Origin of the sequence: Variovorax terrae (assembly GCF_022809125.1) — a bacterium.
Lineage (GTDB): Bacteria > Pseudomonadota > Gammaproteobacteria > Burkholderiales > Burkholderiaceae_C > Variovorax_A > Variovorax_A terrae.
On sequence record NZ_JALGBI010000001.1, the window covers coordinates 1,138,862 to 1,163,121 of the forward strand.

Below are 24,260 nucleotides of genomic sequence, written 5' to 3' on the forward strand. Positions count from 1 at the left end.
GCGGTTCTCAGAGCTGGCGCCGCCAGGCGCGCCAGCCCACCACGCTCAGGACCGCGAACAGCGCGTAGAGGATCACCGTGAGCCACAGGCCCTTGTAGGCGAACAGGCCCACGCCGACCGCGTTCACGGCGATCCACAGCAGCCAGTTCTCGATGAACTTGCGGCCCAGCAGGAACTGGCCGACCACGCTGACGGCGGTGGGAAAGGCGTCCCACCAGGGCACGTCGGTGTCGGTGAAGTGCTTGAGGAACAGCCCGGTGGCGGGCCAGAGCAGGGCGCAGGCGGCGAGGGTGCCGATCCGGCCCGCGCGGCCGAGCCGCATGACGGCGAGCGCGCTGCCGTCGCCGCGCCGCCCGCGCAGCCACTGGAACCAGCCCCAGAACGCCACCACGGCAAAGAAGACCTGCAGCGAGGCATCGCCATACAGCCGGTGGCGCCAGAACAGCGCAAAGTACATCAGCGAGCTGACGATGGCCAGCGGCCAGCCCCAGTGGATCTCGCGGATGTTGCAGCCCACCATGGCCAGCGCCAGCACGAAGGCGGCCACCTCCAGCCAGGTGGTGGGCGAACCCCAGAGGGTGAACGCCTCGGCGAACAGCCACTCAAGCATCAGGCGAAGAAGGCCGGGCCGCTGGTGTTGCCCCCTGCAGGGGGGAGGCGCAGCGAAGCGGAGCCTGGGGGGAGCTCATCGCGCAATCTGCACGTAGATCTCGTTGGGTTTGACCATGCCGAGTTCCATGCGCGCTTTTTCCTCCACCATCTCGAGGCCCTCCTTGAGGTCGCGCACTTCTGCCGCGAGGCGGTCGTTGGCTTGCTGGGCCTGCGCGTTCTGCAGCCGCTGTGCATCCAGCTTCTGCTGCATCTGGGTCACGTTGGGAAGGCTGCCTCGCCCGAACCACAGCTGCGCGTGCACGATCCCGAGCAGCACCAGCAGGATGACCGGAACGAGGCGGTTGCCCATGGCCGCTCAGGTCCTCGCCGGGCCGCTTGCAGCGAGGCCCAGGCCTCCGGGAAGCCGTGCAGCGGCACGGCCGCGGGCGTGGAGGGTGGCCGCCATGCGCTTGCGGGTCAGCGCAGGTTGTAGAACGCCGCGCGGCCGGGGTAGCTGGCGATGTCGCCCAGGTCTTCCTCGATGCGCAGCAGCTGGTTGTACTTGGCCATGCGGTCGGAGCGGCTCAGCGAGCCGGTCTTGATCTGGCCGGCGTTGGTGCCCACGGCGATGTCGGCGATGGTGCTGTCCTCGGTCTCGCCCGAGCGGTGGCTGATGACGGCGGTGTAGCCCGCGCGCTTGGCCATCTCGATGGCGGCGAAGGTTTCGGTCAGCGTGCCGATCTGGTTGATCTTGATCAGGATCGAGTTGGCGATCTTCTTGTCGATGCCTTCCTTCAGGATCTTGGTGTTGGTGACGAACAGGTCGTCGCCCACCAGCTGGACCTTGTCGCCCAGGCGCTCGGTCAGGTGTTTCCAGCCGTCCCAGTCGCCCTCGGCCATGCCGTCCTCGATGCTGATGATGGGGTACTTGTCGACCCAGGTGGCGAGGATGTTGGTCCACTCCTCGGCGCTCAGGGTCAGGCCCTCGGCTTCGAGGTGGTACTTGCCGTCCTTGTAGAACTCGCTGGCCGCGCAGTCCAGGCCCAGGGCGATCTGCTCGCCGGCGGTGTAGCCGGCCTGCTCGATGGCTTCGAGGATCATCTGGATCGCGGCTTCGTGGTTGGCCACGTTCGGCGCGAAGCCGCCTTCGTCGCCCACGGCCACGCTCATGCCCTTGTCGTGGATGATCTTCTTGAGCGCGTGGAACACCTCGGCGCCGTAGCGCACGGCCTCGCGGAAGCTCGGGGCGCCCACGGGGATGATCATCAGTTCCTGCAGGTCGAGGTTGTTGTTGGCGTGGGCGCCGCCGTTGACCACGTTCATCATCGGCACCGGCATCTGCATGCTGCCCATGCCGCCGAAGTAGCGGTACAGCGGCAGGCCCGACTCTTCGGCCGCGGCGCGCGCCACGGCCATCGACACGGCCAGCATGGCGTTGGCGCCCAGGCGGCTCTTGTTGTCGGTGCCGTCCAGGTCGATCAGCGTCTTGTCGAGGAAGGCCTGTTCGGAGGCGTCGAGGCCGAGCACGGCTTCGGAGATTTCGGTGTTGATGTGCTCCACGGCCTTGAGCACGCCCTTGCCGAGGTAGCGGGCCTTGTCGCCGTCGCGCAGCTCGATGGCTTCGCGCGAGCCGGTGGATGCGCCCGAGGGCACGGCGGCGCGGCCCATGGTGCCGGATTCCAGCAGCACGTCGCACTCGACGGTGGGGTTGCCTCGGCTGTCGAGAATTTCGCGGCCGACGATGTCAACGATTGCACTCATTTGTAGTTTCCGTCTCTTGAATTGAAAAGGGGTTCAGGCGCCTTCGACCAGCACCATGCGCATCACGGCCGCGCCCTGGCGCGCCTGGCGCGCGGCATCGTACTCGACCGAATCGTTGAAGGCGCGGGCCTGTTCGACCGAAGGGAATTTGAGCAGCACCAGCCGGGTGGGGGCCCAGTCGCCCTCCAGTACCTCGATGCTGCCGCCGCGCACGCAGACCTCGGCGCCATGCGCCTTCATGGCGAGGGTGGACAGCTTCTTGTACTCTTCGTATTGCGCGGGGTTGGTGACGGTGACGTTGGCGATGATGTAGGCACTGCTCATGGGGATGTTCTTCAGGCGGTGAAGTTGTTTTCGAGGAAGCCGTTCTTCTTGGTGATGCGGTCAAGCGCCAGCAGCGTCTCGAGCAGCGCCTTCATGTGCTTCAGGGGCACGGCATTGGGGCCGTCGGACAGCGCCTTGGCCGGGTCGGGGTGCGTTTCCATGAAGACGCCCGCCACGCCGACCGCGAGGGCCGCGCGCGCCAGCACCGGCACCATTTCGCGCTGGCCGCCGGAGCTCTGCCCCAGGCCGCCGGGCAGCTGCACCGAGTGGGTGGCGTCGAACACCACCGGGGCGCCGGTCTCGCGCATGATGGCCAGCGAGCGCATGTCGCTCACCAGGTTGTTGTAGCCAAAGCTCGCGCCGCGTTCGCAGGCCATGAAGCTGTCCTCGGGCAGGCCCTTCTCCCGGGCGGCCGCGCGTGCCTTGTCGATCACGTTCTTCATGTCGTGCGGCGCGAGGAACTGGCCCTTCTTGATGTTGACCGGCCGGCCCGACTGCGCCACGGCGCGGATGAAGTCGGTCTGGCGGCACAGGAAGGCGGGCGTCTGCAGCACGTCGACCACCTGGGCGGCCGCGGTGATGTCGTCTTCGGTGTGCACGTCGGTCAGCACCGGCAGGCCGAGTTCCTTCTTCACCTTGGCCAGGATCTCCAGGCCCTTCTCGCGGCCCGGACCGCGGAAGCTGGTGCCCGAGGAGCGGTTGGCCTTGTCGAAACTGCTCTTGAAGATGAACGGAATGCCCAGCGACGCGGTGATGTCCTTCAGCGTGCCGGCCGTGTCCATCTGCAGCTGCTCGGACTCGACCACGCAGGGGCCGGCAATCAGGAAGAAGGGCTGGTCCAGGCCCACATCGAATCCGCACAGCTTCATGCCACGGCCTTCAGGGCGGTATTGCCCACGGCCTGATGCGCCAGCGCGGCCTTGATGAAGGCGTTGAACAGCGGATGGCCTTCCCACGGCGTGGACTTGAACTCGGGGTGGAACTGCACGCCGATGAACCACGGGTGCACGCTGTGCGGCAGCTCGACGATCTCGGTCAGGTGCTCGCGCTGCGTCAGCGCCGAGATCACCAGGCCGGCCTGGCGCAGCTGGTCGAGGTAGTTCACGTTGGCTTCGTAGCGGTGGCGGTGGCGCTCGGTCACCACGTCGCCGTAGATGCTGTGCGCCAGCGTGCCCGGCGCCACGTCGGAGCTTTGCGCGCCCAGGCGCATGGTGCCGCCCAGGTCGGAGTTCTCGCTGCGCGTCTTGATGCTGCCGTCGGCGTCCTTCCACTCGGTGATCAGCGCGATCACGGGGTGCGCGCAGCCGGGCTCGAACTCGGTGCTGTCGGCGCCCTTCAGGCCCGCCACGTGGCGCGCGTATTCGATGGTGGCCACCTGCATGCCCAGGCAGATGCCCAGGTACGGCAGCTTGTTCTCGCGCGCGAACTGGGCGGCGCGCACCATGCCCTCGATGCCGCGCTTGCCGAAGCCGCCGGGCACCAGCACGGCGTCGTACTTGGCGAGCTGGCCCACGTTGTCGGGCGCCAGCGTTTCGGCGTCGACATAGTCGATGTTCACGCGCGCATGGTTGTGCATGCCGGCGTGGCGCAGCGCTTCGTTCACCGATTTGTAGCTGTCGGCCAGGTCGACGTATTTGCCGACCATCGCGATGGTGACCTCGCCCCGGGGGTGCGCGGTCTCGTGCACCAGGTCGTCCCAGCGCTTGAGGCTGGCCGGCGGCGTGTTCAGGCGCAGCTTGTCGCAGATCAGGCCATCGAGGCCCTGCTCGTGCAGCATGCGCGGCACCTTGTAGATGGTGTCCACGTCCCACATGGAGATCACGCCCCATTCGGGCACGTTGGTGAACAGTGAAATCTTGGCGCGCTCGTCCTCGGGGATGCGGCGGTCGGCGCGGCACAGCAGGGCGTCGGCCTGGATGCCGATCTCGCGCAGCTTCTGCACCGTGTGCTGCGTGGGCTTGGTCTTGAGCTCGCCGGCCGCGGCGATCCAGGGCACGTAGGTCAGGTGCACGAAGGCCGCCTGATTGGGGCCCAGGCGCAGGCTCATCTGGCGCGCGGCTTCAAGGAAGGGCAGCGACTCGATGTCGCCCACCGTGCCGCCGATCTCGACGATGGCCACGTCCACCGCATCGGGCGTGCCGAAGCCGGCGCCGCGCTTGATGTGTTCCTGGATCTCGTTGGTGACGTGCGGGATCACCTGCACGGTCTTGCCGAGGTAGTCGCCGCGGCGCTCCTTCTCGAGCACGGACTGGTAGATGCGGCCGGTGGTGAAGTTGTTGGCACGGCGCATGCGCGTCGTGATGAAGCGTTCGTAGTGGCCGAGGTCGAGGTCGGTTTCGGCGCCATCATCGGTCACGAACACTTCGCCATGCTGGAACGGCGACATCGTCCCCGGATCGACGTTGATGTAGGGATCGAGCTTGATCAAAGTGACTTTGAGGCCCCGCGATTCCAAAATCGCAGCTAAGGAGGCTGAGGCGATTCCCTTGCCCAGGGAGGACACCACACCGCCGGTGACGAAGACAAATTTGGTCATGTCAGGGTCGAACGCAAGGTTCGGGGAGGTGGTAAAGCGAGATTATAGGCGGGTCGCCTGTTCCCTTCGCCGTGAAGGCCTTGCGGCCGTCAAACTGATACATTCCTGCCCATGAACGAGCTTGCCGGCAAACACGTGGTTCTGGGTCTGACGGGCGGCATCGCCTGCTACAAGGCGGCCGAGTTGTGCCGCGCGCTGATCAAGGCCGGCGCCACCGTGCAGGTGGTGATGACCGAGGCCGCCGAGCAGTTCATCACGCCGGTGACGATGCAGGCGCTGAGCAACCGGCCGGTCTACGGCTCGCAGTGGGACAGCCGCGAAGCCAACAACATGCCGCACATCAACCTCTCGCGCGAGGCCGATGCGATTCTCATCGCGCCGTGCAGCGCCGACTTCATGGCCAAGCTGCTGCATGGGCGGGCCGACGAGCTGTTGAGCCTGATGTGCCTGGCGCGCCCGATCGAGCAGGTGCCGCTGCTGATTGCGCCCGCGATGAACCGCGAGATGTGGGCGCACCCGGCCACGCAGCGCAACATGGCGCAGCTCAGCGCCGACGGCGCCACCATCCTCGGCGTGGGCAGCGGCTTCCAGGCCTGCGGCGAAACCGGCGACGGCCGCATGCTGGAGCCGCCCGAGCTGCTCGAGGACATCATCGCCTTCTTCAGCCCCAAGCCGCTGGCCGGCCAGACCGTGCTGGTGACGGCGGGGCCGACCTACGAGGCGATCGACCCGGTGCGCGGCATCACCAACCTGTCGAGCGGCAAGATGGGCTTTGCCATCGCGCGCGCGGCGCGCGAGGCGGGCGCCCAGGTCACGCTGGTGGCCGGGCCCGTGAGCCTGCCCACGCCGCGCGGCGTCACACGGGTGGACGTGCGTTCGGCGCGCGAGATGCTGCAGGCCGTGCAGCAGCAGGTGCCGGCGGCGACGGTGTTCGTCGCCACCGCCGCGGTGGCCGACTGGCGGCCCGCCGCGCCGGCCGAGCAGAAGATCAAGAAGGACGGCTCGGGCCAGGCGCCCGCGCTGGCCTTCACCGAAAACCCCGACATCCTGGCCACGGTGGCGCAGTCGGCGCGCGCGGCCAGCGGTGCGCTGTTCTGCGTGGGCTTTGCGGCCGAGAGCCAGGACCTCGCCGCCAACGCCCAGGCCAAGCGCGTGCGCAAGCAGGTGCCGCTGCTGGTGGGCAACCTCGGGCCGGCCACTTTCGGGCAGGACGACAACGCGCTGCTGCTGGTGGACGCGCAGGGCACGCAGGAGCTGCCGCGCGCGCCCAAGCTCGAGCTTGCTCGCAAATTGATAGCAGAGATTGACCGCAGGATGCGGACCTCCGCCTGATTTCTTTCAAAATTCCATGAATATCGACGTCAAGATCCTTGATCCGCGCATGACGGATCAGCTCCCCGCCTATGCCACGCCCGGCAGCGCCGGCCTCGACCTGCGCGCCTGCCTGGACGCGCCGCTCACGCTGGCGCCCAACGCCTGGCAACTGGTGCCCACCGGCATCGCGATCTACCTGCAGGACCCGGGCTACGCCGCCTTGATCCTGCCGCGCTCGGGCCTGGGCCACAAGCACGGCATCGTGCTCGGCAACCTGGTGGGCCTGATCGACAGCGACTACCAGGGCCAGCTCATGGTGAGCGCCTGGAACCGCAGCGACGTGGCCTTCACCATCGAGCCGATGGAGCGCATCGCGCAACTCGTGATCGTGCCGGTGGTGCAGGCGCGGTTCAAGGTGGTGAGCGAATTCCCCGCCAGCCAGCGCGGCGAGGGCGGCTACGGCTCCACCGGCAAGGGCTGAGCGCCCGCCGGCCGCGCCGCGGCTGTCGGCGCACTCCTACAAGGCATGGTGCCCCCGGCCCACAGGGGCTGGCGCGGCTGCCTGACCGCGCGCCGCCGCCGGCTGGCCTGTAATGAAGTGAAGGCGTGTGCGCGGCAAGGCCCTTGCGGCGCACACAGGGTTCACCCATTCACAGGAGATTCCCATGCGCACGCATTCACGCATTGTTTCCACGGTGTTGACGGCCGCCCTGCTGGCGGCGCTGGCGGCCTGCGGGGCGCCAGCGCCGGCGCCGCAGGAGCAGATGGCCACGCCGTACTACCCGGCGCCGGCCTACCAGGCGCCGGTGGCGGCTCCCACCTACCAGGCACCGGCCACCGCGCCGGCCTATGTCGAGTACGGGCGCGTGGCCAACATCGAGATGATCCGCACCACCGACCCGGGCCGCACCAGCGGAGCCGGTGCCGTGATCGGCGGGCTGGCCGGCGCCGTGATCGGCCACCAGATCGGCGGCGGCCTCGGCAAGGACCTGGCCACGGCGGCGGGCGCCGTCGGCGGTGCCGTGGTGGGCAACAACGTCGAGCGGAACAACCGGACGCAGGAGCGCGACAGCTACCGCGTCTCGATCCAGGTGGACAACGGCGCCTACCGCTCGTTCAACGTGGCTTCGCCGGGCGACCTGCGCATCGGCGACCGCGTGCGGCTCGAGAACAACCAGATCTTCCGGATGTAAGCCGAACGCTGCGGCGCCGGGCCTTCAGTGCAGCAGGCTGCCGCCGGGCGCCTGCGGCTGCACCTTGAAGAAGCCGGTGCCGGCCGTGCCGCGCCCGATCTCCTCCTCGGTGGCATCGCGCACGGCTTCCACCCGCAGGCTGAGGCGGATCGCGATGCCCGCGAGCGGGTGGTTGCCGTCCAGCACCACATGCTCGGGGTAGATCTCGGTCACGGTGTAGAGCAGATTCCTGGGCGCGTCGGGGTTGCCGCCGGCCGGCAGGCCTTCGTAGGTCATGCCTTCCTCGAGTTCGGCCGGGAACAGGCTGCGCGGTTCGAGGAAGACCAGCTGGTCGTCGTAGTCGCCGAAGGCCTGCTCGGGTTCGAGGTGCAGGTCCAGCCGCGCGCCGGGCTCGTGGCCCTGCAGCGCTTCCTCGAGCTTTTCCAGCAGGTCATCGCCGCCCACCAGGAACTCCACCGGTTCGTCGAGCACGTCGAGCACTTCGCCGAGGGTGTCCTTGAGCGTCCAGGTCAGCGCGACCACGCATTGTTGAGTGATTTCCATAGGAGAATTGTCGCAGTTTGGCGCCTGCGCCCGGTAACCGCACTTTTCAATTCCGATGGACACCACCCAACCGTTGCCCCTGCTCGCGGGGCTGAGCCCGCAGCAGTTCATGAAGCGCCACTGGCAGAAAAAGCCCCTGCTGGTGCGCCAGGCCATACCCGGCCTGCGGCCGCTGCTGGACCGCGCGGAGTTGTTCGGGCTGGCGGCGCAGGAGGCGGTGGAGTCGCGCCTGGTGGTGCAGGGCACCGACGGCTGGCGCTTTCGGCGCGGCCCGCTGGCGCGCCGGGCCCTGCCGCCGCTCGGCCAGCCCGGCTGGACCCTGCTGGTGCAGGGCGTCGACCTGCACCACGACGGCATCCACGAGCTGCTCCAGCAGTTCCGCTTCGTGCCCGATGCCCGGCTGGACGACCTGATGATCAGCTATGCGAGCGACGGCGGCGGCGTCGGCCCGCATTTCGACAGCTACGACGTGTTTTTGCTGCAGGCCCACGGGCGGCGGCGCTGGCGCATCGGCCGGCAGACCGACTTCAGCCTGCGCGAGGGCGTGCCGCTGAAGATCCTCGCCAACTTCACGCCCGAGCAGGAGTTCGTGCTGGAGCCGGGCGACATGCTCTACCTGCCGCCGCGCTGGGCGCACGACGGCATCGCGGAAGGCGAGTGCATGACCTATTCCATCGGCTTTCGCTCGCCGGGCCGCGGCGAACTGGCGCGCGAGCTGCTGCAGCGCCTGGCCGACGACGCGCCGGAACTGGCCGGCGAGGCGCTCTACCGCGACCCGCGGCAGGAGGCGGTGGCGGCGCCCGGCGGCATTCCCGTGGCGCTGCAGGACTTCGCGCGCGAAGCGCTGCAGGCGGCGCTCAAGGACCCGCTGGCCCTGCCGCGCGCGCTCGGCGAGTCCCTGACCGAGCCCAAGGCCCAGGTCTGGTTCGAGGCCGGGCGGTCGCCGCGCCTGCGGCGCGGCGTCACGCTGGACCGGCGTACCCGCATGATGTTCGATGCGCACCACATCTTCATCAATGGCGAGAGCTACCGCGCCTCGGGCCGGGATGCCGCACTGATGCGGCGCCTGGCCGACCGGCGCGGGCTGGATGCGGCCGATCTGGCGGCCGCCGGGGCGGACGCGCTCGCGCTGCTGCGTTCCTGGTGCGAAGCGGGGTGGCTGCATGGACATTGACGACACGGACGGCGGCGCGGCGCTGCCGCAGGGCCGGTTCTCGGGGCGCGAGGAGTTTCGCCAGCGGGTGCGCGATGCGCTGGCCTGCGCCGCGCGCGAGGGCTGGCGCGAGATCATCGTCAGCGACGCCACTTTCGAGGACTGGCCGCTGGGCGAGCGTGCGGTGGCCCAGGCGCTGCAGGACTGGTGTGTCGCCGGAAGGCGCTTCATCATGCTGGCCCAGCGCTACGACGAGGTGGTGCGCCAGCAGGCCCGCTTCGTCACCTGGCGCCAGACCTGGTCGCATCTGATCACCTGCTGGCGCTGCGCCTCGGCCGATGCGCTGGAGCTGCCCAGCGCGCTGTGGAGCCCCGGCTGGGTGATGCAGCGGCTGGACCCGGTGCGCAGCATCGGCGTCAGCGGCCGCGAGCCCGAACGCCGGGTGCTGCTGCGCGAATCACTGGACGAGTGGCTGCGCGAGGCCACCCCGGGATTCCCGAGCACCACGCTTGGCTTGTAACCGGCCGTTGCTTTGTGGTAGGCAAACCGCACCATGTTGGGGGTTTCCCGCATATAATTTAAGGCTGAGTAGGAAGAGCTCGAGTCCTTTCGCTCGGTCACGGCAACGATAGGCGTTGCTTTTGACAATTTCCGGAAATTGTTCACCCGCTATAAAAGGAACCTGAAATGAAGAAATCGCTTGTACTGGCGACCCTGATTGCCGCCGCCGCCCTGGCCGCCTGCGGTAAAAAAGAAGAACCGGCTCCTGCTCCCGCCCCGGCTCCCGCCGCCGCTCCTGCTCCCGCCCCGGCCCCCGAAGCTGCTGCTTCCGCCGCCGCTGGCGCCGCTTCCGCTGTGGCCGGCGCTGCTGATGCCGCCAAGGATGCCGCTTCCGCCGCCGGTGCCGCTGCTGGCGCTGCCGCCGACGCCGCCGGTGCTGCTGCCGATGCCGCCAAGAAGGCTGCCGAAGCCGCTGGCGCCAAGAAGTAATCGTTTCAGCGATTCACAAAAAAGCCACCGCAAGGTGGCTTTTTTCATTTCACCATGACTCCAGCACCGAACTTGGCTGGACTACGCCGAAGCCCGATACAGCAGGTTTATCAATAACTTAGGCGAGTTCAACATATGCCGGTGCTTTCCGAAACCTGACCCGGCTTCCCCTCTGCTGGCCCCTAGAAGGCTCCTGGGAATCGGGTCTTTCCGAGGAGTCATCATGGCGAAAATCAAGCTCACCAAGTCCGCAGTCGATGCGGCACAACCCCAGGCACAGGCCGTCGAACTCCGGGACACCTTGGTGCCCGGCTTCCTGTGCAAGGTTACACCAGCGGGCCGCAAGGTCTTCATGGTTCAGTACCGCACGAATGCCGGCGAGCGCCGCAAGCCCGCCCTGGGCCTGTACGGGGAATTGACTGTCGAGCAGGCCCGATCGCTGGCGCAAGAGTGGCTGGCCGAGGTTCGCCGGGGCGGTGACCCCGGCGCGGCCAAGGCTGCGGCCCGTGCCGCCCCCACGGTCGCGGAATTGTGCAAGAAGTTCATGGAGGATCACTCCAAGCAGCGCAACAAGCCCAGCACACGGCGCGGCTACCAGGCTGTCATCGACCGCAACATCATCCCGATGCTCGGGCGCATGAAGGTGCAGGACGTGAAGCGTCCCGACGTGGCCGCGATGATGATGAAGATGGCGCACAAGCCGGCAGACGCCAATACCTCTTTCAGCGTGATGCGCAAGATGTTCAACCTGGCTGAGGTGTGGGGCTATCGGCCGGACGGCACTAACCCGTGTCGCCACGTCCCGATGTATCCCAACGGCAAGGCCACCCACCTCATCAGCGATGAGGAGATGGGCAAGCTGTTCCGCTATCTCGACTTTCTGGAAACCGATGGCCTGGGGCTGGATCATGCGATCCTGCCGCTGGCCATCCGATTGCAATTCGAGTTCGCGGGCCGTCGCTCCGAGATCGTCACGCTGCAATGGGATTGGGTGGATCTGGAGAACCGGCGCGTGGTCTGGCCTGACAGTAAGACTGGCGGCATGTCCAAACCTCTGAGTGAGGAAGCCTACCGGCTGCTGTCTACCGCGCCCCACCAGGACGATTGCCCGCACGTGTTCCCGTCTCCGAACCATCCGGGGCAGCACATGACCACGGGCGAGTATTACGGCGGCTGGACGCGCATCCTCAAGCGGGCCGGCGTGACCCATGTGGGCACGCACGGTATCCGGCACCGTTCGGCCACCGACATTGCCAACTCGGGGATTCCAGTGAAGGTGGGCATGGTGCTGACGGCACACAAGACCGTCGCGATGTTCATGCGCTACGTCCACACCGAGGACAAGCCGGTGCGCGAGGCGGCCGAACTGGTGGCGAACCGGCGCAAGGCGATTACCGGGGCGCGACAGGCCGAAGAGGTGGCTGCATGATCCGGCGGCAGGCACCGGTTACGCCGTCCACAGCGCCTGCGGCGCTGCTGGGTGACATTCGGGCACTGATCGAGGCGGCGCGCAAGCGCGCCGCCTCGACGGTGAACAGCGAGCTGACCATGCTCTACTGGCGCATCGGCCAGCGCATCCGCTCGCAGGTCTTAGATGGGCGCCGGGGCGCCTATGGAAAGGAAGTGCTGCCCACTCTGGGCGCGCAGTTGGTCAAGGAGTACGGCGGCAGCTTTGCCGAGCAGAACCTGCGCCGGATGGTGCAGTTCGCGGCCACCTTCCCCGACGAGCAGATTCTCGTATCACTGATACGAGAATTGAGCTGGACACACTTCATCGCCCTGATTCCGCTGAAAGACCCGCTCCAGCGGGACTACTACGCGCAGATGGCCAGCGCCGAACGCTGGAGCGTGCGGACGCTGCGCGAGCGCATCGATTCGATGCTGTACGAGCGCACGGCGCTGTCTCAAAAACCGGACGAGACGATCGCCCAGGAACTGGCGACGATGCGCGATGCGCAGCGCATGTCGCCCGCCCTGGTCATGCGCGACCCGTACATCCTCGACTTCCTGGGGCTGCGGGACACTTGGCAGGAAGGCGATTTGGAGGCGGCGATCATCCGCGAAATGGAGTCCTTCCTGCTGGAGCTGGGCGTGGGCTTCACGTTCGTGGCTCGGCAGAAGCGCATCCAGATCGACGGAGAGGATTTCCACCTCGACCTGCTGTTCTACAACCGCAAGCTGCGGCGGCTGGTGGCGGTGGAGTTGAAGGTCGGCGAGTTCAAGGCCGCGTACAAGGGGCAAATGGAGCTGTACCTGCGTTGGCTCGACAAGCACGAACGGGAGACGGAGGAAGCATCCCCGCTGGGCATCATCCTCTGCACCGGCAAGAAGTCCGAGCAAATCGAACTGCTGGAGCTGGATAAATCGGGCATCCATGTTGCCGAGTACCTGACCGCGTTGCCGCCGCGCGCGGTGTTGGCGGAACGGCTGCACCAAGCAACGCGCAGGGCTGAGTTGCAGGTCGAGCGACGGCAGGACGACAACCAGAAGTCTTGACTTCGATGTTCAGGGCGCTTGGTGTTTTCACGCCAAACATCAAGGATTGGCGGCCGATGTGCGCCGCGCCTGCGCTCTAACCGCTACGCCGTACCGCCCGGCTTCGCGCCTACCAGGCCAGATAGATCGACGCTCGCTTTCATCGCCCCACACAAGTTCATCGCGATATAGGCCGGTAGCACTTCGACTCTACGAGTTCCGTTCGCGAAGGTGCATTCAGTGCAAATGGCGTCACCCTGATCGGCGACTGCCAGCGACGCCACGTAGAAGACGTCCCTCGCAGTGAAATAGTCTTCTTGCGTCAATTCCGGTCTTTCGTTGTTCAGCGTGTGCACGGGATGCCGAGCCGGAAGCTGCCTCGCGTACTCCGAATCTTCCGATGCGCGCTGCAGGTCGGAGCCGTCGTAATGGCTCTCGCTGTAGTACTCGATGCTCCGAAGGAATTCCTGGAACACGTTGAGCGGCCAGTACGACAGGCGGCAAATCCCGTCGCGCATGGTGTACTTGATGCACACGCTATCGATGGCGCCGGTTGTGCAGGTGAACCCAACCCTGTAGCTGCTCACCACATCGAGTTCGCCATCGGTGCCGGGTTTCTCAAAGATCATGGCTCGCAATCAAATCAGCACATTCATGCGGAGCCCGCTGGCTCTGCGCCCATCAACCGCGCCATATCGACGCTCGCCTTCAACGAACCGCAGAGATTCATCGCAATGTAGGCGGGCAACACCTCGATCCGGCGGTCGCCACGAATGGACGCGCACTCAATGCGGCAGGTGGCGCCTTCGTCAATCACCGCAAGCGATGCGACGGCGAACTGCTCCTTCGCCGCTTGGTGGTCTTCTTCGGTAAAGCTAGGCTTCTCGTCTTTCATCGTGCGAACCGGATGACGCTTGGGAAGGCTGGCGACGAATCCCGGTTCTTCTGCCGTTTTCTGCAGGTCGGAGCCGTAGTAGTGCATGCCGCTGTAATACTCGACGCACTCGTGAAGAGCCTGGAACCACCGGGGCTGCCAGTACGACAGTCGCGTGGTTCCATCGAACATGGCGAACTTGATGCACACGCTGTCGATGGAGCCGGAGCCCACGAAGGCGGTGATGAAGCTGCTCACAAGATTCCGCTTGCTCCCCGATTTACGCTTTTCGACACGCATCCTGCGTCACCAGATCCAACATGAAAGACTTTCAGTCTGGCTAACGAGCGCGTCAATGGAACTCCGTTTCTTGCGCCGTATATCCGGCGCGATCATCCGTCGAGCCCTGCTGTCGTTTGGATCGTCAGGATGAACATCGGGCTGAAACTGGGGCTGGCGCTCAAGCGCACCGGCAGCGCGAAGCCGACTTCGACATAGGGGCTCGTGTCGGCAAGGTCGGTCTTCGTGACCTGGAAGGCGAAGCACATCAGAAACTCGCAGTCGTGGTGCTGCGCTGCGCCGCCGAAGTCAATGGTGACCAATCGCCACTCGCCATCCTCTTTACCGAGCGGCACGAGGAGCTGACGCGCCCGCGCCTCAAGATAGGCACGGCTCTGCACGATCGCGATGGCCTTCTCGATCCCGATGGGGCTCGGCTTGCCATTCACATCGGCGACGACGATTTCAGTGCTGTCGGGGAGCACTGCCATCCATTCGTCATGCGGCGGTGTACCGAGCCGATGGATAGGCAAGAACTCGCTGGGGATGGCGAGCATTGCCAGATCGTGCAGGTTCGAGTCCAACGGCGATCTCATCCCGCGCTCAGCGCGCGATGGTTGCTGCGGCTGCATGGGAGAGGTGGTCGTTCAGACGCGAGCAGTGCTCGATGGCCTCAATCGTCGCCCGCCGAATACGATTGCCGGTCGAAATTTTCTCTGCAGTGAGCGCCGCTGCTTTCGCAACTCTGGCGGTTTGCGCCAGTCGCGCCAGTAGTGCATCGGCGTCAATGCGGTAGTGCCCTCCGAACTGAGCACTCTTCTGCGTGAGGCGGGCAAGTTGGTCGCGAAGCCAAATGTCTCCGAGATCGGCGTAGGCGCTGGGCTGGGTCAAATGAATGGACATGGCGGACTCCTTGTCGAGGCCACGGCCGGCTGACGTGCCGAACTCATGGAAGCAGGACGTTCCATGTCCTGCTTGCAAGGAAGCGTAGTGATCCGTCCTCGATAGTGCTCTCTGTTTCTTGCGCTCGAAGTATTCAGTGCATGGTGTGCGCCAGGAAACTCATTCGTTCGTTTTCACCGCAAGAATCGGAGTTGCCTGGCGAAGCCTCATCGGCAGAGTGGCGTCAAGTGCGGATAACAACCCACGCGCATGACCACAAATGTTCAAGAGGTAATCATGAGCGCCAGCAGCCTTTCGTCGCCAAGGGTGGCAAACCACGAAGGTCGAAATTCATCGCCTGTACTGACCCGGCAACTTCTGGAGAGGGGCCACATCGATGCGCTGGCCGCCATCGACTCGCCGAACCTGAAGCTGCTCACCGAAGCCGATCGCGCGGCCTCGCTGCGGGAGACCCTGGCCTATCGGCCGCACGGCGATGTGTGGGTGTTCGGCTATGGCTCGCTGATCTGGAATTCGGCGATCAAATCCGTGGAGCGGCGCGTGGCCAGGATCGACGGCTGGCACCGGTCGTTTTGCATGTCCATCACCGCGTTGCGCGCCACGGCCGACAGGCCCGGATTGATGCTGGCGTTGGATCGGGGTGGGTCTTGCCAGGGAGCCGCGTACAGGATCGCGGAGGAAGATGTCGAGAGCGAATTGCTCTTGCTGTGGCGCCGCGAAATGGTGTGTCGCGGCGGCTACGCACCTGGTTGGGTCGAGTTGAAGACCCCCGACGGGCAACCCTTCGGCTGTGCCATCGCCTTCGTCATCGATGCAGACAGCCCCAAGTACGCGGGAGACCTTGATGAGGACATCGTGGTGCATCGGCTGGCCACGGCATCCGGTGGTCTGGGAAGCGCTGCCGACTATCTGTTCAGAACCTACGACGGCCTGCGCGCCAGCGGAATTCGTGACGCCAAGATGGAGCGTCTGGCTTCGCTGGTGAAGGCATCGCATGCGGATGATCGTCTTCTCGCAGCGGCCTAGTTTTGGCGTCTCCGGCCGATGAATCGGTCGGCCGCGCTCTCGTGCTGCGCATCGAGCCTCGCTGCGCGAGTCTCGCCCCATGCGGGCTTCCATCGCTGACGCCTCCGGCCCTTGGTGAGGGCCTGCGCGCTGCGCTTGCCGAATGGCAGGTGTGTGCAGTGAGCGGGGGTGGGCCGCATCCGGTGGTGGCTTCAGCGGCGCGCGAAGTGCTCAACAAGAGCGACAACGAGCGCTCTGGCGTGCTGTCCACGGCCATGTCGTTCCTCGGCCTGTACCGCGACCCCACAGTGGCCGAAGTCACGTCGCGTTGCGATTGGCGCATCGCCGACCTGATCGCTGCCGAGCATCCGGTATCGCTGTACCTCGTTGTTCCGCCTTCGGACATTTCACGGACGAAGCCGCTGATCCGCTTGATCCTCAACCAGATCGGACGGCGGCTGACCGAATCGCTCGATGGCAGCGACGGCATCGCGCGCCGCCACAAGCTACTGCTGATGCTCGACGAGTTCCCGGCCTTGGGGCGCCTGGACTTCTTCGAGACGGCGCTGGCCTTCATGGCGGGCTACGGCATCCGCAGCTTCCTCATTGCGCAGTCGCTCAACCAGATCGACAAGGCGTATGGGCAGAACCATTCCATCCTCGATAACTGCCATGTGCGCGTGACCTTCGCCACCAACGACGAGCGCACAGCCAAACGGATCTCCGAAACGCTCGGCACCGCGACCGAGCTGCGTGCGCAGCGCAACTACGCGGGCCACCGGCTCGCACCGTGGCTCGGGCACCTGATGGTGTCGCGCCAGGAAACCGCGCGCCCGCTGCTGACGCCGGGCGAAGTCATGCAGCTACCACCCGATGAAGCCGTGGTGATGGTCTCCAGCGTGGCGCCGATCAAGGCCAAGAAGTTGCGCTACTACGCCGATAGCAATTTCAAGCGGCGCGTGCTGCCGGCGCCTGTACTGGCTGCCGGGCGCTATGCCGACGTGCCGCCCTTGCGGGCCGACGACTGGAGCGGATTGGCGATTCCCGCCGTTCCAGCGGCATCGGCCACCGAAGCCTTCGATGGCATCGGTACTGCCGACGACGGCGGCCCACGCCGTCAGCCCGAACTCTCTGAAACCGTCGCCTACGACCCCGACCTGTCTGCACCTGCAGCCGACCTCGGCCTGCTCGATGACGACGACATGCCGCTTCCCCTTCCGCGCCAGCTTGACCCGGCCCTGCAACGCACGGCCCGGCTGGCTTCCCTCGACCCCAACGACGGAATCGCGCTATGAGCCAGCACCGCTTGAACCTCTTCATTCAGCCCGAGCACGCCAAGCGGCTCGACGAGCTGGCCGCCACCAAAGGCGTGTCCAAATCGTCCATCGTCGCGGCCGCCTTGGCATCTTGGCTGTCTCCAGACGCTGGCGACCAGCGCGAAGCGGCAATTGCCAAGCGGCTGGATCGCCTGTCGCGCCATGCCGAGCGCCTGGAGCGCGACCAGAACATTGCCATCGAAACCTTGGCGCTGTTCATCCGCTACTACCTCACGGTCAGCACACCCGTCCCCGAGGCCCATCAAGAGGCCGCGCGTGCCCAGGGCAAGGCGCGCTTCGAGCAGTTCACCGAGCAGCTTGGCCGCCACCTGCTGCGCGGGCGCAGCCTGGTGCGAGACGTGGTGGAGGAACTGCATCCCGACCCGATGCGGATGGCGGACACGGCCGAAGCACAGGAGCGTGCTGTATGAGCGCCGTTCCTTCCTTCACCGCCGTTTCCCTGGATCGCCGCATCCAGATGCTGCGCACCGCGATGGGGCCGCTGATCGCCGCCGCGCTCGAAGACCCGGACGTGGTGGAAATCATGCTCAACCCGGATCGCACCTTGTGGATCGACCGGCTTTCATCGGGGCGCTCACCGATGGGCGTGGAGCTGTCCGAAGCGGACGGCGAACGCATCATCCGCCTTGTGGCCGCCCATGTCGGCGCCGAAGTCCATCGGGGCCAGCCGCTGTTGACGGCAGAGCTGCCGGAGACCGGCGAGCGCTTCGAGGGCATCCTGCCGCCCGCTGCGCCGGGGCCGGCCTTCGCCTTGCGCAAGCGTGCCTTTGGCGTGATCCCACTGTCGCGCTACATCGAGGACGGGATGATGACCGCCGCGCAGGCGGGCCTGCTGGTGCGCGCCGTGCGTGAGCGCCAGAACGTCCTGATCGCTGGCGGCACCAGCACGGGCAAGACGACCTTGGCGAATGCCTTGCTCGCCGAGATCGCCGCCACGGGCGACCGCGTGCTGGTGCTCGAAGACACGGTGGAGCTGCAATGCGCGGCCCGCGACCACGTACCGCTGCGCACGCGCGCAGGCGTGGTGTCCATGACTGAGCTGGTGCGCTCGTCGATGCGCCTGCGGCCTGATCGCGTCGTCGTTGGCGAAGTGCGCGGTGCCGAGGCACTGGATCTCATCAAGGTCTGGGGCACCGGCCATCCGGGAGGTATTGCCACGATCCACGCCGGCTCCGCACTGGGCGCACTGCTGCGCCTGGAGCAACTGATTCTCGAAGTGGCGGTGAACCCGCCCCGTGCGCTGATCGCGGAAGCGGTCAACGTGGTCATCCACATCGCCGGGCGCGGGCGCAAGCGCCGCATCGAGAGCATCGCCCGCGTCGTCGGCTTCGATGGCGTGGGCTACCACCTGGCGGATGCGCTGGAGGCTCCATTCCCGGAGCTGCTGTCGCAGTCCGACCTTTCCTCCCTGTCCCCTGACCACTCTGGAGAACTGCCATGACGCAGATGATCGTTCCTGCTTTCCGTATTTCCGCAAATCCGTTTCTTCGCCGCTCCAGCCCCGCGCGACTGGATGGCCTGGCTCGCCCGGCCCTGCAGGGCCTGATGCTCGCTGCGTTGATGCTGCTGCTCGCGGGTACGGCCCAGGCCGCCGGTTCCTCGATGCCCTGGGAGGGGCCGCTGCAATCCATTCTGGAGTCGATTCAGGGCCCGGTGGCCCGGATCGTCGCGGTCATCATCATCATCGCCACGGGCCTGGCGCTGGCCTTTGGCGATACCTCCGGCGGGTTCCGCAAGCTGATTCAGATCGTCTTCGGTCTGTCGATCGCGTTTGCCGCGTCCTCGTTCTTCCTGTCGTTCTTCAGCTTCTCCGGTGGGGCCGTTGTATGAACGGCCAACACGATGGAACGCAGGGCTTCGCCCCTGGTTTCGAGATTCCGCTGCATCGGTCTCTGACCGAGCCGATTTTGATGGGCGGTGCTCCGCGCACCGTGGCCATCACCAACGGCACCTTGGCCGCTGCCGTGGGCCTGGGCTTGCAGATGTGGATTCCTGGCGTGGTGCTCTGGATCGTCGGCCATTCGCTGGCGGTCTGGGGCGCGCGCGTCGATCCGCAGTTCATGCAGGTCTTCGCCCGTCACATCAAGCACCGGCCGCTGCTGGACGTGTAGGGGGATGCCGCCATGCTGAACCTTGCCGAATACCGCCAGCGGCCCGCGCTGCTCGCCGATTGGCTACCTTGGGCCGGGCTGGTCGCGCCGGGCGTCGTCTTGAACAAGGATGGCTCCTTCCAGCGCACGGCGCGGTTCCGTGGCCCCGACCTCGACAGCGCGACGCAAGGCGAGCTGATCGCCACGTCGGCGCGGCTGAACAACGCGCTGCGCCGCTTGGGTTCGGGTTGGGCCTTGTTCATCGAAGCCGAGCGCCGGCCTGCGGCTGACTACCCGCGCTCGGATTTCCCGGAACCGCTGTCCTGGCTGGTCGATGAGGAACGCCGGGCCGCCTTCGAGGACTCGGGCAACCACTTCGAGAGCGGCTACCACCTCACGCTGGTGTACCTGCCGCCGGAGGAAGCCCGCGCCCGTGCAGCAGGGATGCTCTACGAAAACCGGCCCACGGAGGGCGTGGACTGGCGCGAGCGCCTGACTGCCTTCGTCGCGGAGACGGATCGGATTTTCGACCTGCTCGACGGCGTGATGCCGGAGATCGCGTGGCTGGACGACAGCCAGACGCTGACCTATCTGCACTCGACCATCTCCACGCGGCGCTACCGCGTGAGCGTGCCCGAGGTGCCATTCCACCTCGACGCGCTGCTGGCCGACGCGCCGCTGATCGGTGGACTGGCGCCGATGCTGGGCGACCAGCACCTGCGCGTGGCGACGGTGCGGGGCTTCCCGACCTCGACCTGGCCGGGGATTCTGGACGACCTCAACCGCCTCGGTTTTGGCTATCGCTGGTCAACCCGGTTCCTTTGCATGGACAAAGCCGATGCGGAAAAGGAGCTGTCCCGCCTGCGCCGCCAGTGGTTCGCCAAGCGCAAGAACGTCATCGCGCTGCTGCGCGAAACCATCTTCCAGCAGGAATCCCCGCTGGTGGATACCGACGCCAGCAACAAATCGGCTGATGCTGATGCGGCCCTGCAGGAGCTGGGCAGCGATCAGGTCGCCTTCGGCTATGTCACCACCACGGTGACGGTGCTCGATGCCGACCCGGCGAAGGCCGACGAGAAGCTGCGCATGGTGGAGCGCGTCATCCAGGGGCGCGGGTTCGTGACCATCCCCGAAACGCTCAATGCCGTGGATGCGTGGCTGTCGTCCATTCCTGGTCACGCCTACGCGAACGTGCGCCAGCCCATTGTCTCGACGCTGAACCTGGCGCACCTGATGCCGGTGTCGGCGGTATGGGCCGGCCCGGAGCGCAATGACCATCTCGACGGGCCACCGCTGATTGTCACGCGCACCGAGGGCGCGACGCCGTTCCGGCTGGTGACGCACATCGGCGACGTGGGCCACACGCTGGTTGCGGGGCCGACCGGCATGGGCAAGTCGGTGCTGCTCGCCACCTTGGCGATGCAGTTCCGCCGCTACCGCGGCTCGCGCATCTTCGCTTTCGACATGGGGCGCTCGATGCGTGCCACGATCCTGGGCCTGGGCGGCGAGCACTACGACCTGGGCACGGATGGCGAAATCGCCTTCCAGCCGCTCGCGCGCATCGACCGCGAGGGCTACCGCACCTGGGCGGCCGAATGGATCGAAGGCCGACTGCGACATGAGGGGGTGGCCGTCGGCCCCGAAGAGAAGGCCGCCATCTGGTCGGCGCTGGGAAGCCTGGCCGGTGCTCCGCTGGAGCAGCGCACGATGACGGGGCTGTCGGTGCTGCTGCAATCGAACGCGCTGCGGCAGGCGCTTGCGCCCTATGTGCTGGGCGGTGCCCACGGCAAGCTGCTGGACGCCGATCACGACCGGCTGGGCGCTGGCTCCGTGCAGTGCTTCGAGATGGAGGAGCTGATGCACAGCAAGGCCGCCGTCATGGCCGTGCTGCACTACCTCTTTGCGCGCTTCGATGAACGCTTCGATGGGGCGCCTACGCTGCTGATCCTCGATGAGGCGTGGCTGTTCCTCGATGACCCGGTGTTTGCGGCCCGTATCCGCCAGTGGCTCAAGACGCTGCGCAAGAAGAACGTATCGGTCATCTTCGCCACGCAGAGTCTGGCCGATATCAAGGATTCGAGCATTGCACCCGCGATCATTGAGAGCTGCGCCAGCCGCATCTTCCTGCCGAATCCGCAGGCGACCGAGCCGCAGATTCGCACGATCTACGAGGGCTTCGGCCTCAACCAGCGGCAGATCGAAATCGTCGCCACCGCGCAGCCCAAACGGGACTACTACTACCAATCCCGTCTCGGCAACCGCCTGTTCGACCTCGACCTGGGCGCCGCGACCTTGGCCTTTGCGGGTGCTTCCACGCCGCAAGACCAGCGCGACATCGACGTGGTGCTCGCTGCCGCCACCACCTCCACGCCTTCCGCTTCCACCCCGTTCGCAGCCACCTGGCTGCGCCATCGCGGCCTGCACTGGGCCGCCGATCTGCTGTCCTCGTTCCCGTCCACCAACCCCCAGGAGAGCCCATCATGAAAAAGCGTCTTATCGCAGCCGCCGTCGCGGCCATGCTCTGCACCGTTTCCACCGTGCAGGCGCAATGGGTCGTGATCGACCCCACGAACCTCGTGCAGAACACGCTGACCGCGATCCGCACGCTGGAGCAGATCAACAACCAGATCAAGCAGCTCCAGAACGAGGCGCAGATGCTCATCAACCAGGCGCGCAACCTCGCCAGCCTGCCGTCCAGCGTGGTGGGCCAGTTGCGCGCCAATCTGGCGACCACGCAGCGGCTGATCGCGCAGGCCAAGGGCCTGGCCTATGACGTGACGAATCTGGATCGGGAGTTCCAGCGCCTGTATCCCGAGCAATACGCCGCCACCGTCAGCGGCAATCAGATGTACCGCGACGCGCAGGAACGCTGGAAGAACACGCTCACCGGTCTGCAGACCACCATGCAGATGCAGGCCCAGGCGTCGCAGAACCTGAGCGACGACGAAGGCGTGCTGGCCGACCTCGTGAGCAAGAGCCAATCGGCAGTGGGTGCCTTGCAAGCGATGCAGGCCATGAATCAGTTGCTGGCCTTGCAGGCCAAGCAGTCCATCCAGACGCAGCGCCTGAGCATCACCCAGGATCGTGCCGCTTCGCTGGAGCTGGCGCGGCAGGCCGCCGCTGTGGAGCGTGGCCGCGAGGTGAACCGGCGTTTCCTGGGTGAAGGCACGCCGTACACACCGCAGTCCGTCGATTTCTACGGCCGTTGACGGGTGCTGCCATGACCCGCGCGTCTGTTCTCTGCGGTTTTGTGCTCCTGCTGGCCGGTTGCGGCCAGCAGGAGGTGCCTTCGGTCGATGCGCTCTCAGCAGATCCGTCGCGGCTGCGCTTGCTCAAGGAGCAATGCCGCGCGGGCCAGCTCGACGGCGCGTTGTGCGCGCAGGTGGCCCAGGCCGACCTGCGCCGCTTTTTCTCCGGCAAAGCCGGGCCGGATGAATACCGGACGCTGGCCGACCTGCCACCGATTCCACCCAGCTTCGATGAACCCGCCGAGGACAGCGAGGCGGTGGCCGTGGCCGCGGCCTTGCCTGGGCAGGAGGACTCGCCATGAATGACATTTCGGTCATTGACCATTTCCTCGATGTGTTCTCGCGCTACATCGACTCGGGATTCGGTCTGCTGCACGGCGAGGTGGCGTTCCTCACAGCCACGCTGATCGTCATCGACATGACGCTCGCCGGGCTGTTCTGGGCGATGGGCCATGCCACCGGCCAGGGCGAGGACGTGATCGCCAAGCTGATCCGCAAGGTGCTGTACGTCGGCGCCTTCGCCTACATCATCGGCAACTTCAACATGCTGGCCAGCGTGGTGTTCCGCTCCTTCGCGGGCCTGGGCCTCACGGCCAGCGGCTCCAGCCTGAGCATGGGCAACTTCCTGCAGCCGGGGCGACTCGCGAAGGTGGGCATCGACGCCGGGGCGCCCATTCTTGAGCAGATCAAGCAGATGGCGGGCTTCCCCGAGGTGTTCATCCACCTCGCGCCCATCGTCGTGCTGTTCTTCGCGTGGTTGGTGGTCATCGTCAGCTTCTTCGTGTTGGCGGTGCAGCTCTTCGTCACGCTGATCGAGTTCAAGCTGACCACGCTGGCGGGCTTCGTGCTGGTGCCGTTCGCCCTGTGGAACAAGACGGCGTTCCTGGCCGAGAAGGTCTTGGGCAACGTGGTGTCCTCGGGCATCAAGGTGCTGGTGTTGGCCGTCATCGTGGGCATCGGCTCGGGGCTGTTCTCCGAGTTCAACATCCCGGCCGGCGCGGAGCCCTCGATCGACCGGGCGCTGGTCATCATGCTGGCCTCGCTGTCCCTGCTGGCCCTGGGCATCTTCGGGCCGGGCATTGCGACGGGGCTGGTGTCCGGTGGGCCGCAGCTCGGCGCGGGCGCGATGGCCGGTGCTGCCATTGGCGCAGCCGGAACCGCCGTTGCTGTCGGTGCCGCGGCCTCTGGCGTAGGGAGTGCCGTGGCGGCTGGGGCGCGCATGGCACCTGCCGCCGCTCGCTCGGTGGCATCGACTGCTAACAGCGCCAGGTCGGCCTATCAGGCGGGCTCCGCCTCGGCCGGTGGCGGCCTCAAGGGTGCCGCCGCCGGCGTGGGCAATGTTGCCAAGACCGGCGCGCAGGCGGCTGGGCAGAAGATGGCCGATGGGGCGCGCTCGATGAAGGAGCGCGTGGCGGCGGCCTTTCGGCCCGATGACGCGCCGGGCTCCGGCGCAGCACCCGCCGGCCCTGACGCTGCCGGATCGGCTCCGTCTGCCAAGCAGCCTGCCTGGGCCAAGCGCCTGCATCGCAGGCAGCAGCTCACCCATGCCGCGACGACTGCTGCCCACACGCTGCGCGGCGGCGACGGCGGCAGTTCTAGCCAAGGCCCGAGCCTGCGTGATTCCGATTCCTGATCTTCAAGGAG

At 66.4% G+C, this 24,260-nt stretch carries 28 protein-coding genes and 1 pseudogene; 17 read left to right on the forward strand and 12 right to left on the reverse strand.

The genetic code is table 11. The features are described 5' to 3' along the window. Positions 1-7 precede the first annotated feature (7 nt). The 6 genes from pnuC to MMF98_RS05360 form a co-directional block, all read right to left on the reverse strand. Positions 8-610, reverse strand: a complete 603-nt coding sequence (pnuC, locus tag MMF98_RS05335) for a nicotinamide riboside transporter PnuC (RefSeq protein ID WP_243305058.1) — start codon at positions 608-610, stop codon at positions 8-10. Between the two features lie 75 nt (positions 611-685). Next, a complete protein-coding gene (locus MMF98_RS05340) occupies positions 686-961 on the reverse strand; it encodes a septum formation initiator family protein (protein ID WP_243305060.1) in 276 nt (91 codons plus the stop codon). A gap of 107 nt (positions 962-1,068) precedes the next feature. Further along, entirely contained in the window at positions 1,069-2,352 is a 1,284-nt protein-coding gene (gene eno / locus MMF98_RS05345; protein ID WP_243305062.1) for a phosphopyruvate hydratase, read from the reverse strand. Between the two features lie 33 nt (positions 2,353-2,385). Further along, positions 2,386-2,676 (reverse strand): DUF1330 domain-containing protein, encoded by a 291-nt coding sequence (locus MMF98_RS05350; RefSeq protein ID WP_243305063.1) that lies wholly within the window; start codon positions 2,674-2,676, stop codon positions 2,386-2,388. 11 nt (positions 2,677-2,687) lie between these two features. Continuing rightward, positions 2,688-3,545, reverse strand: coding sequence for a 3-deoxy-8-phosphooctulonate synthase (gene kdsA / locus MMF98_RS05355; protein ID WP_243305065.1), 858 nt, complete (start codon positions 3,543-3,545; stop codon positions 2,688-2,690). After that, the gene (locus MMF98_RS05360) at positions 3,542-5,212 is read right to left on the reverse strand and encodes a CTP synthase (protein ID WP_243305067.1); all 1,671 of its coding nucleotides are present in this window, start codon (positions 5,210-5,212) and stop codon (positions 3,542-3,544) included. Before MMF98_RS05360 ends, kdsA begins: the two co-directional genes overlap by 4 nt. Positions 5,213-5,323: 111 nt before the next feature. On the opposite strand from MMF98_RS05360, the gene coaBC reads away from it, so the two are divergent. The 3 genes from coaBC to MMF98_RS05375 all read left to right on the forward strand — a co-directional run bounded on the left by coaBC (position 5,324) and on the right by MMF98_RS05375 (position 7,719). Then, positions 5,324-6,544 carry a bifunctional phosphopantothenoylcysteine decarboxylase/phosphopantothenate--cysteine ligase CoaBC gene (gene coaBC, locus MMF98_RS05365; RefSeq protein ID WP_243305069.1) on the forward strand — a complete coding sequence of 407 codons (1,221 nt, stop codon included), beginning with the start codon at positions 5,324-5,326 and terminating at the stop codon, positions 6,542-6,544. Between the two features lie 16 nt (positions 6,545-6,560). After that, positions 6,561-7,007: a dUTP diphosphatase gene (gene dut, locus MMF98_RS05370; RefSeq protein ID WP_243305071.1), complete on the forward strand. Its 447-nt coding sequence runs from the start codon at positions 6,561-6,563 to the stop codon at positions 7,005-7,007. Positions 7,008-7,191: 184 nt separating this feature from the next. Further along, positions 7,192-7,719 (forward strand): outer membrane lipoprotein, encoded by a 528-nt coding sequence (locus tag MMF98_RS05375; RefSeq protein ID WP_243305073.1) that lies wholly within the window; start codon positions 7,192-7,194, stop codon positions 7,717-7,719. Positions 7,720-7,743: 24 nt separating this feature from the next. On the opposite strand, the gene MMF98_RS05380 is transcribed toward MMF98_RS05375, so the two are convergent. Continuing rightward, a complete protein-coding gene (locus MMF98_RS05380) occupies positions 7,744-8,262 on the reverse strand; it encodes an FKBP-type peptidyl-prolyl cis-trans isomerase (RefSeq protein ID WP_243305074.1) in 519 nt (172 codons plus the stop codon). Positions 8,263-8,317: 55 nt separating this feature from the next. Here MMF98_RS05380 and MMF98_RS05385 point away from each other — a divergent pair, with 55 nt between their 5' ends. Together MMF98_RS05385 and MMF98_RS05390 are read left to right on the forward strand one after the other, a co-directional pair. Beyond that, positions 8,318-9,436 carry a cupin domain-containing protein gene (locus MMF98_RS05385; protein ID WP_243305076.1) on the forward strand — a complete coding sequence of 373 codons (1,119 nt, stop codon included), beginning with the start codon at positions 8,318-8,320 and terminating at the stop codon, positions 9,434-9,436. After that, complete coding sequence (locus MMF98_RS05390; RefSeq protein WP_243305078.1) at positions 9,426-9,935, forward strand: hypothetical protein; 510 nt, start codon at positions 9,426-9,428, stop codon at positions 9,933-9,935. The genes MMF98_RS05385 and MMF98_RS05390 overlap by 11 nt, the downstream gene beginning before the upstream one ends. A 149-nt stretch (positions 9,936-10,084) precedes the next feature. Here the strand turns inward: MMF98_RS05390 and MMF98_RS05395 are convergent, their stop codons facing one another. Then, positions 10,085-10,453 (reverse strand): hypothetical protein, encoded by a 369-nt coding sequence (locus MMF98_RS05395; protein WP_243305080.1) that lies wholly within the window; start codon positions 10,451-10,453, stop codon positions 10,085-10,087. Positions 10,454-10,628: 175 nt separating this feature from the next. Between MMF98_RS05395 and MMF98_RS05400 the strand changes: the two genes are divergently transcribed. Both MMF98_RS05400 and MMF98_RS05405 read left to right on the forward strand, forming a co-directional pair. Then, positions 10,629-11,834: a tyrosine-type recombinase/integrase gene (locus MMF98_RS05400; RefSeq protein ID WP_243305083.1), complete on the forward strand. Its 1,206-nt coding sequence runs from the start codon at positions 10,629-10,631 to the stop codon at positions 11,832-11,834. Beyond that, positions 11,831-12,901, forward strand: a complete 1,071-nt coding sequence (locus tag MMF98_RS05405) for a PDDEXK nuclease domain-containing protein (RefSeq protein WP_243305085.1) — start codon at positions 11,831-11,833, stop codon at positions 12,899-12,901. Before MMF98_RS05400 ends, MMF98_RS05405 begins: the two co-directional genes overlap by 4 nt. 83 nt (positions 12,902-12,984) lie before the next feature. Here MMF98_RS05405 and MMF98_RS05410 read toward each other — a convergent pair whose 3' ends face one another. The 4 genes from MMF98_RS05410 to MMF98_RS05425 form a co-directional block, all read right to left on the reverse strand. Further along, positions 12,985-13,509, reverse strand: a complete 525-nt coding sequence (locus MMF98_RS05410; RefSeq protein ID WP_243305087.1) for a hypothetical protein — start codon at positions 13,507-13,509, stop codon at positions 12,985-12,987. Between the two features lie 23 nt (positions 13,510-13,532). Continuing rightward, positions 13,533-14,054, reverse strand: coding sequence for a hypothetical protein (locus tag MMF98_RS05415; RefSeq protein WP_243305089.1), 522 nt, complete (start codon positions 14,052-14,054; stop codon positions 13,533-13,535). A 92-nt stretch (positions 14,055-14,146) separates the two neighbouring features. Further along, a complete protein-coding gene (locus MMF98_RS05420; protein ID WP_243305091.1) occupies positions 14,147-14,617 on the reverse strand; it encodes a hypothetical protein in 471 nt (156 codons plus the stop codon). Positions 14,618-14,636: 19 nt separating this feature from the next. After that, positions 14,637-14,936 carry a hypothetical protein gene (locus MMF98_RS05425; RefSeq protein ID WP_243305093.1) on the reverse strand — a complete coding sequence of 100 codons (300 nt, stop codon included), beginning with the start codon at positions 14,934-14,936 and terminating at the stop codon, positions 14,637-14,639. A gap of 276 nt (positions 14,937-15,212) precedes the next feature. Here MMF98_RS05425 and MMF98_RS05430 point away from each other — a divergent pair, with 276 nt between their 5' ends. From MMF98_RS05430 to trbL, 10 genes and pseudogenes are all read left to right on the forward strand, one after another. After that, the gene (locus MMF98_RS05430) at positions 15,213-15,962 is read left to right on the forward strand and encodes a gamma-glutamylcyclotransferase (RefSeq protein WP_243305095.1); all 750 of its coding nucleotides are present in this window, start codon (positions 15,213-15,215) and stop codon (positions 15,960-15,962) included. 164 nt (positions 15,963-16,126) lie between these two features. Beyond that, a pseudogene (locus tag MMF98_RS05435) lies at positions 16,127-17,236 on the forward strand (type IV secretory system conjugative DNA transfer family protein); the annotation flags it as partial. Continuing rightward, the gene (locus MMF98_RS05440) at positions 17,233-17,688 is read left to right on the forward strand and encodes a CopG family transcriptional regulator (protein ID WP_243305097.1); all 456 of its coding nucleotides are present in this window, start codon (positions 17,233-17,235) and stop codon (positions 17,686-17,688) included. The pseudogene MMF98_RS05435 and the gene MMF98_RS05440, both read left to right, overlap by 4 nt. Then, positions 17,685-18,719: a P-type conjugative transfer ATPase TrbB gene (trbB, locus tag MMF98_RS05445; protein ID WP_243305100.1), complete on the forward strand. Its 1,035-nt coding sequence runs from the start codon at positions 17,685-17,687 to the stop codon at positions 18,717-18,719. Before MMF98_RS05440 ends, trbB begins: the two co-directional genes overlap by 4 nt. Next, complete coding sequence (locus tag MMF98_RS05450) at positions 18,716-19,108, forward strand: TrbC/VirB2 family type IV secretion system protein (protein ID WP_243305102.1); 393 nt, start codon at positions 18,716-18,718, stop codon at positions 19,106-19,108. Before trbB ends, MMF98_RS05450 begins: the two co-directional genes overlap by 4 nt. After that, a complete protein-coding gene (locus MMF98_RS05455; protein ID WP_243305105.1) occupies positions 19,105-19,389 on the forward strand; it encodes a VirB3 family type IV secretion system protein in 285 nt (94 codons plus the stop codon). The genes MMF98_RS05450 and MMF98_RS05455 overlap by 4 nt, the downstream gene beginning before the upstream one ends. A 12-nt stretch (positions 19,390-19,401) precedes the next feature. After that, a complete protein-coding gene (gene trbE, locus MMF98_RS05460; RefSeq protein WP_243305107.1) occupies positions 19,402-21,852 on the forward strand; it encodes a conjugal transfer protein TrbE in 2,451 nt (816 codons plus the stop codon). Then, entirely contained in the window at positions 21,849-22,577 is a 729-nt protein-coding gene (trbJ, locus tag MMF98_RS05465; RefSeq protein WP_243305109.1) for a P-type conjugative transfer protein TrbJ, read from the forward strand. The genes trbE and trbJ overlap by 4 nt, the downstream gene beginning before the upstream one ends. Before the next feature lie 11 nt (positions 22,578-22,588). After that, positions 22,589-22,918 (forward strand): EexN family lipoprotein, encoded by a 330-nt coding sequence (locus MMF98_RS05470; protein WP_243305111.1) that lies wholly within the window; start codon positions 22,589-22,591, stop codon positions 22,916-22,918. Next, positions 22,915-24,249 (forward strand): P-type conjugative transfer protein TrbL, encoded by a 1,335-nt coding sequence (gene trbL, locus MMF98_RS05475; protein ID WP_243305113.1) that lies wholly within the window; start codon positions 22,915-22,917, stop codon positions 24,247-24,249. The genes MMF98_RS05470 and trbL overlap by 4 nt, the downstream gene beginning before the upstream one ends. The last annotated feature ends 11 nt before the right edge of the window (positions 24,250-24,260 follow it).

Bases quoted from the DNA above. Each gene is read 5' to 3' on its own strand.
- trbB (WP_243305100.1), top strand. From the start codon at position 17,685: ATGAGCGCCGTTCCTTCCTTCACCGCCGTTTCCCTGGATCGCCGCATC.
- dut (WP_243305071.1), top strand. From the start codon at position 6,561: ATGAATATCGACGTCAAGATCCTTGATCCGCGCATGACGGATCAGCTC.
- trbL (WP_243305113.1), top strand. From the start codon at position 22,915: ATGAATGACATTTCGGTCATTGACCATTTCCTCGATGTGTTCTCGCGC.
- MMF98_RS05425 (WP_243305093.1), bottom strand. From the start codon at position 14,936: ATGTCCATTCATTTGACCCAGCCCAGCGCCTACGCCGATCTCGGAGAC.
- MMF98_RS05455 (WP_243305105.1), top strand. From the start codon at position 19,105: ATGAACGGCCAACACGATGGAACGCAGGGCTTCGCCCCTGGTTTCGAG.
- coaBC (WP_243305069.1), top strand. From the start codon at position 5,324: ATGAACGAGCTTGCCGGCAAACACGTGGTTCTGGGTCTGACGGGCGGC.
- trbJ (WP_243305109.1), top strand. From the start codon at position 21,849: ATGAAAAAGCGTCTTATCGCAGCCGCCGTCGCGGCCATGCTCTGCACC.
- trbE (WP_243305107.1), top strand. From the start codon at position 19,402: ATGCTGAACCTTGCCGAATACCGCCAGCGGCCCGCGCTGCTCGCCGAT.
- MMF98_RS05380 (WP_243305074.1), bottom strand. From the start codon at position 8,262: ATGGAAATCACTCAACAATGCGTGGTCGCGCTGACCTGGACGCTCAAG.
- MMF98_RS05430 (WP_243305095.1), top strand. From the start codon at position 15,213: ATGAGCGCCAGCAGCCTTTCGTCGCCAAGGGTGGCAAACCACGAAGGT.
- pnuC (WP_243305058.1), bottom strand. From the start codon at position 610: ATGCTTGAGTGGCTGTTCGCCGAGGCGTTCACCCTCTGGGGTTCGCCC.
- MMF98_RS05385 (WP_243305076.1), top strand. From the start codon at position 8,318: ATGGACACCACCCAACCGTTGCCCCTGCTCGCGGGGCTGAGCCCGCAG.
- MMF98_RS05390 (WP_243305078.1), top strand. From the start codon at position 9,426: ATGGACATTGACGACACGGACGGCGGCGCGGCGCTGCCGCAGGGCCGG.
- MMF98_RS05405 (WP_243305085.1), top strand. From the start codon at position 11,831: ATGATCCGGCGGCAGGCACCGGTTACGCCGTCCACAGCGCCTGCGGCG.
- kdsA (WP_243305065.1), bottom strand. From the start codon at position 3,545: ATGAAGCTGTGCGGATTCGATGTGGGCCTGGACCAGCCCTTCTTCCTG.
- MMF98_RS05375 (WP_243305073.1), top strand. From the start codon at position 7,192: ATGCGCACGCATTCACGCATTGTTTCCACGGTGTTGACGGCCGCCCTG.
- MMF98_RS05470 (WP_243305111.1), top strand. From the start codon at position 22,589: ATGACCCGCGCGTCTGTTCTCTGCGGTTTTGTGCTCCTGCTGGCCGGT.
- eno (WP_243305062.1), bottom strand. From the start codon at position 2,352: ATGAGTGCAATCGTTGACATCGTCGGCCGCGAAATTCTCGACAGCCGA.
- MMF98_RS05410 (WP_243305087.1), bottom strand. From the start codon at position 13,509: ATGATCTTTGAGAAACCCGGCACCGATGGCGAACTCGATGTGGTGAGC.
- MMF98_RS05340 (WP_243305060.1), bottom strand. From the start codon at position 961: ATGGGCAACCGCCTCGTTCCGGTCATCCTGCTGGTGCTGCTCGGGATC.
- MMF98_RS05395 (WP_243305080.1), bottom strand. From the start codon at position 10,453: ATGAAAAAAGCCACCTTGCGGTGGCTTTTTTGTGAATCGCTGAAACGA.
- MMF98_RS05360 (WP_243305067.1), bottom strand. From the start codon at position 5,212: ATGACCAAATTTGTCTTCGTCACCGGCGGTGTGGTGTCCTCCCTGGGC.
- MMF98_RS05415 (WP_243305089.1), bottom strand. From the start codon at position 14,054: ATGCGTGTCGAAAAGCGTAAATCGGGGAGCAAGCGGAATCTTGTGAGC.
- MMF98_RS05350 (WP_243305063.1), bottom strand. From the start codon at position 2,676: ATGAGCAGTGCCTACATCATCGCCAACGTCACCGTCACCAACCCCGCG.
- MMF98_RS05400 (WP_243305083.1), top strand. From the start codon at position 10,629: ATGGCGAAAATCAAGCTCACCAAGTCCGCAGTCGATGCGGCACAACCC.
- MMF98_RS05440 (WP_243305097.1), top strand. From the start codon at position 17,233: ATGAGCCAGCACCGCTTGAACCTCTTCATTCAGCCCGAGCACGCCAAG.
- MMF98_RS05450 (WP_243305102.1), top strand. From the start codon at position 18,716: ATGACGCAGATGATCGTTCCTGCTTTCCGTATTTCCGCAAATCCGTTT.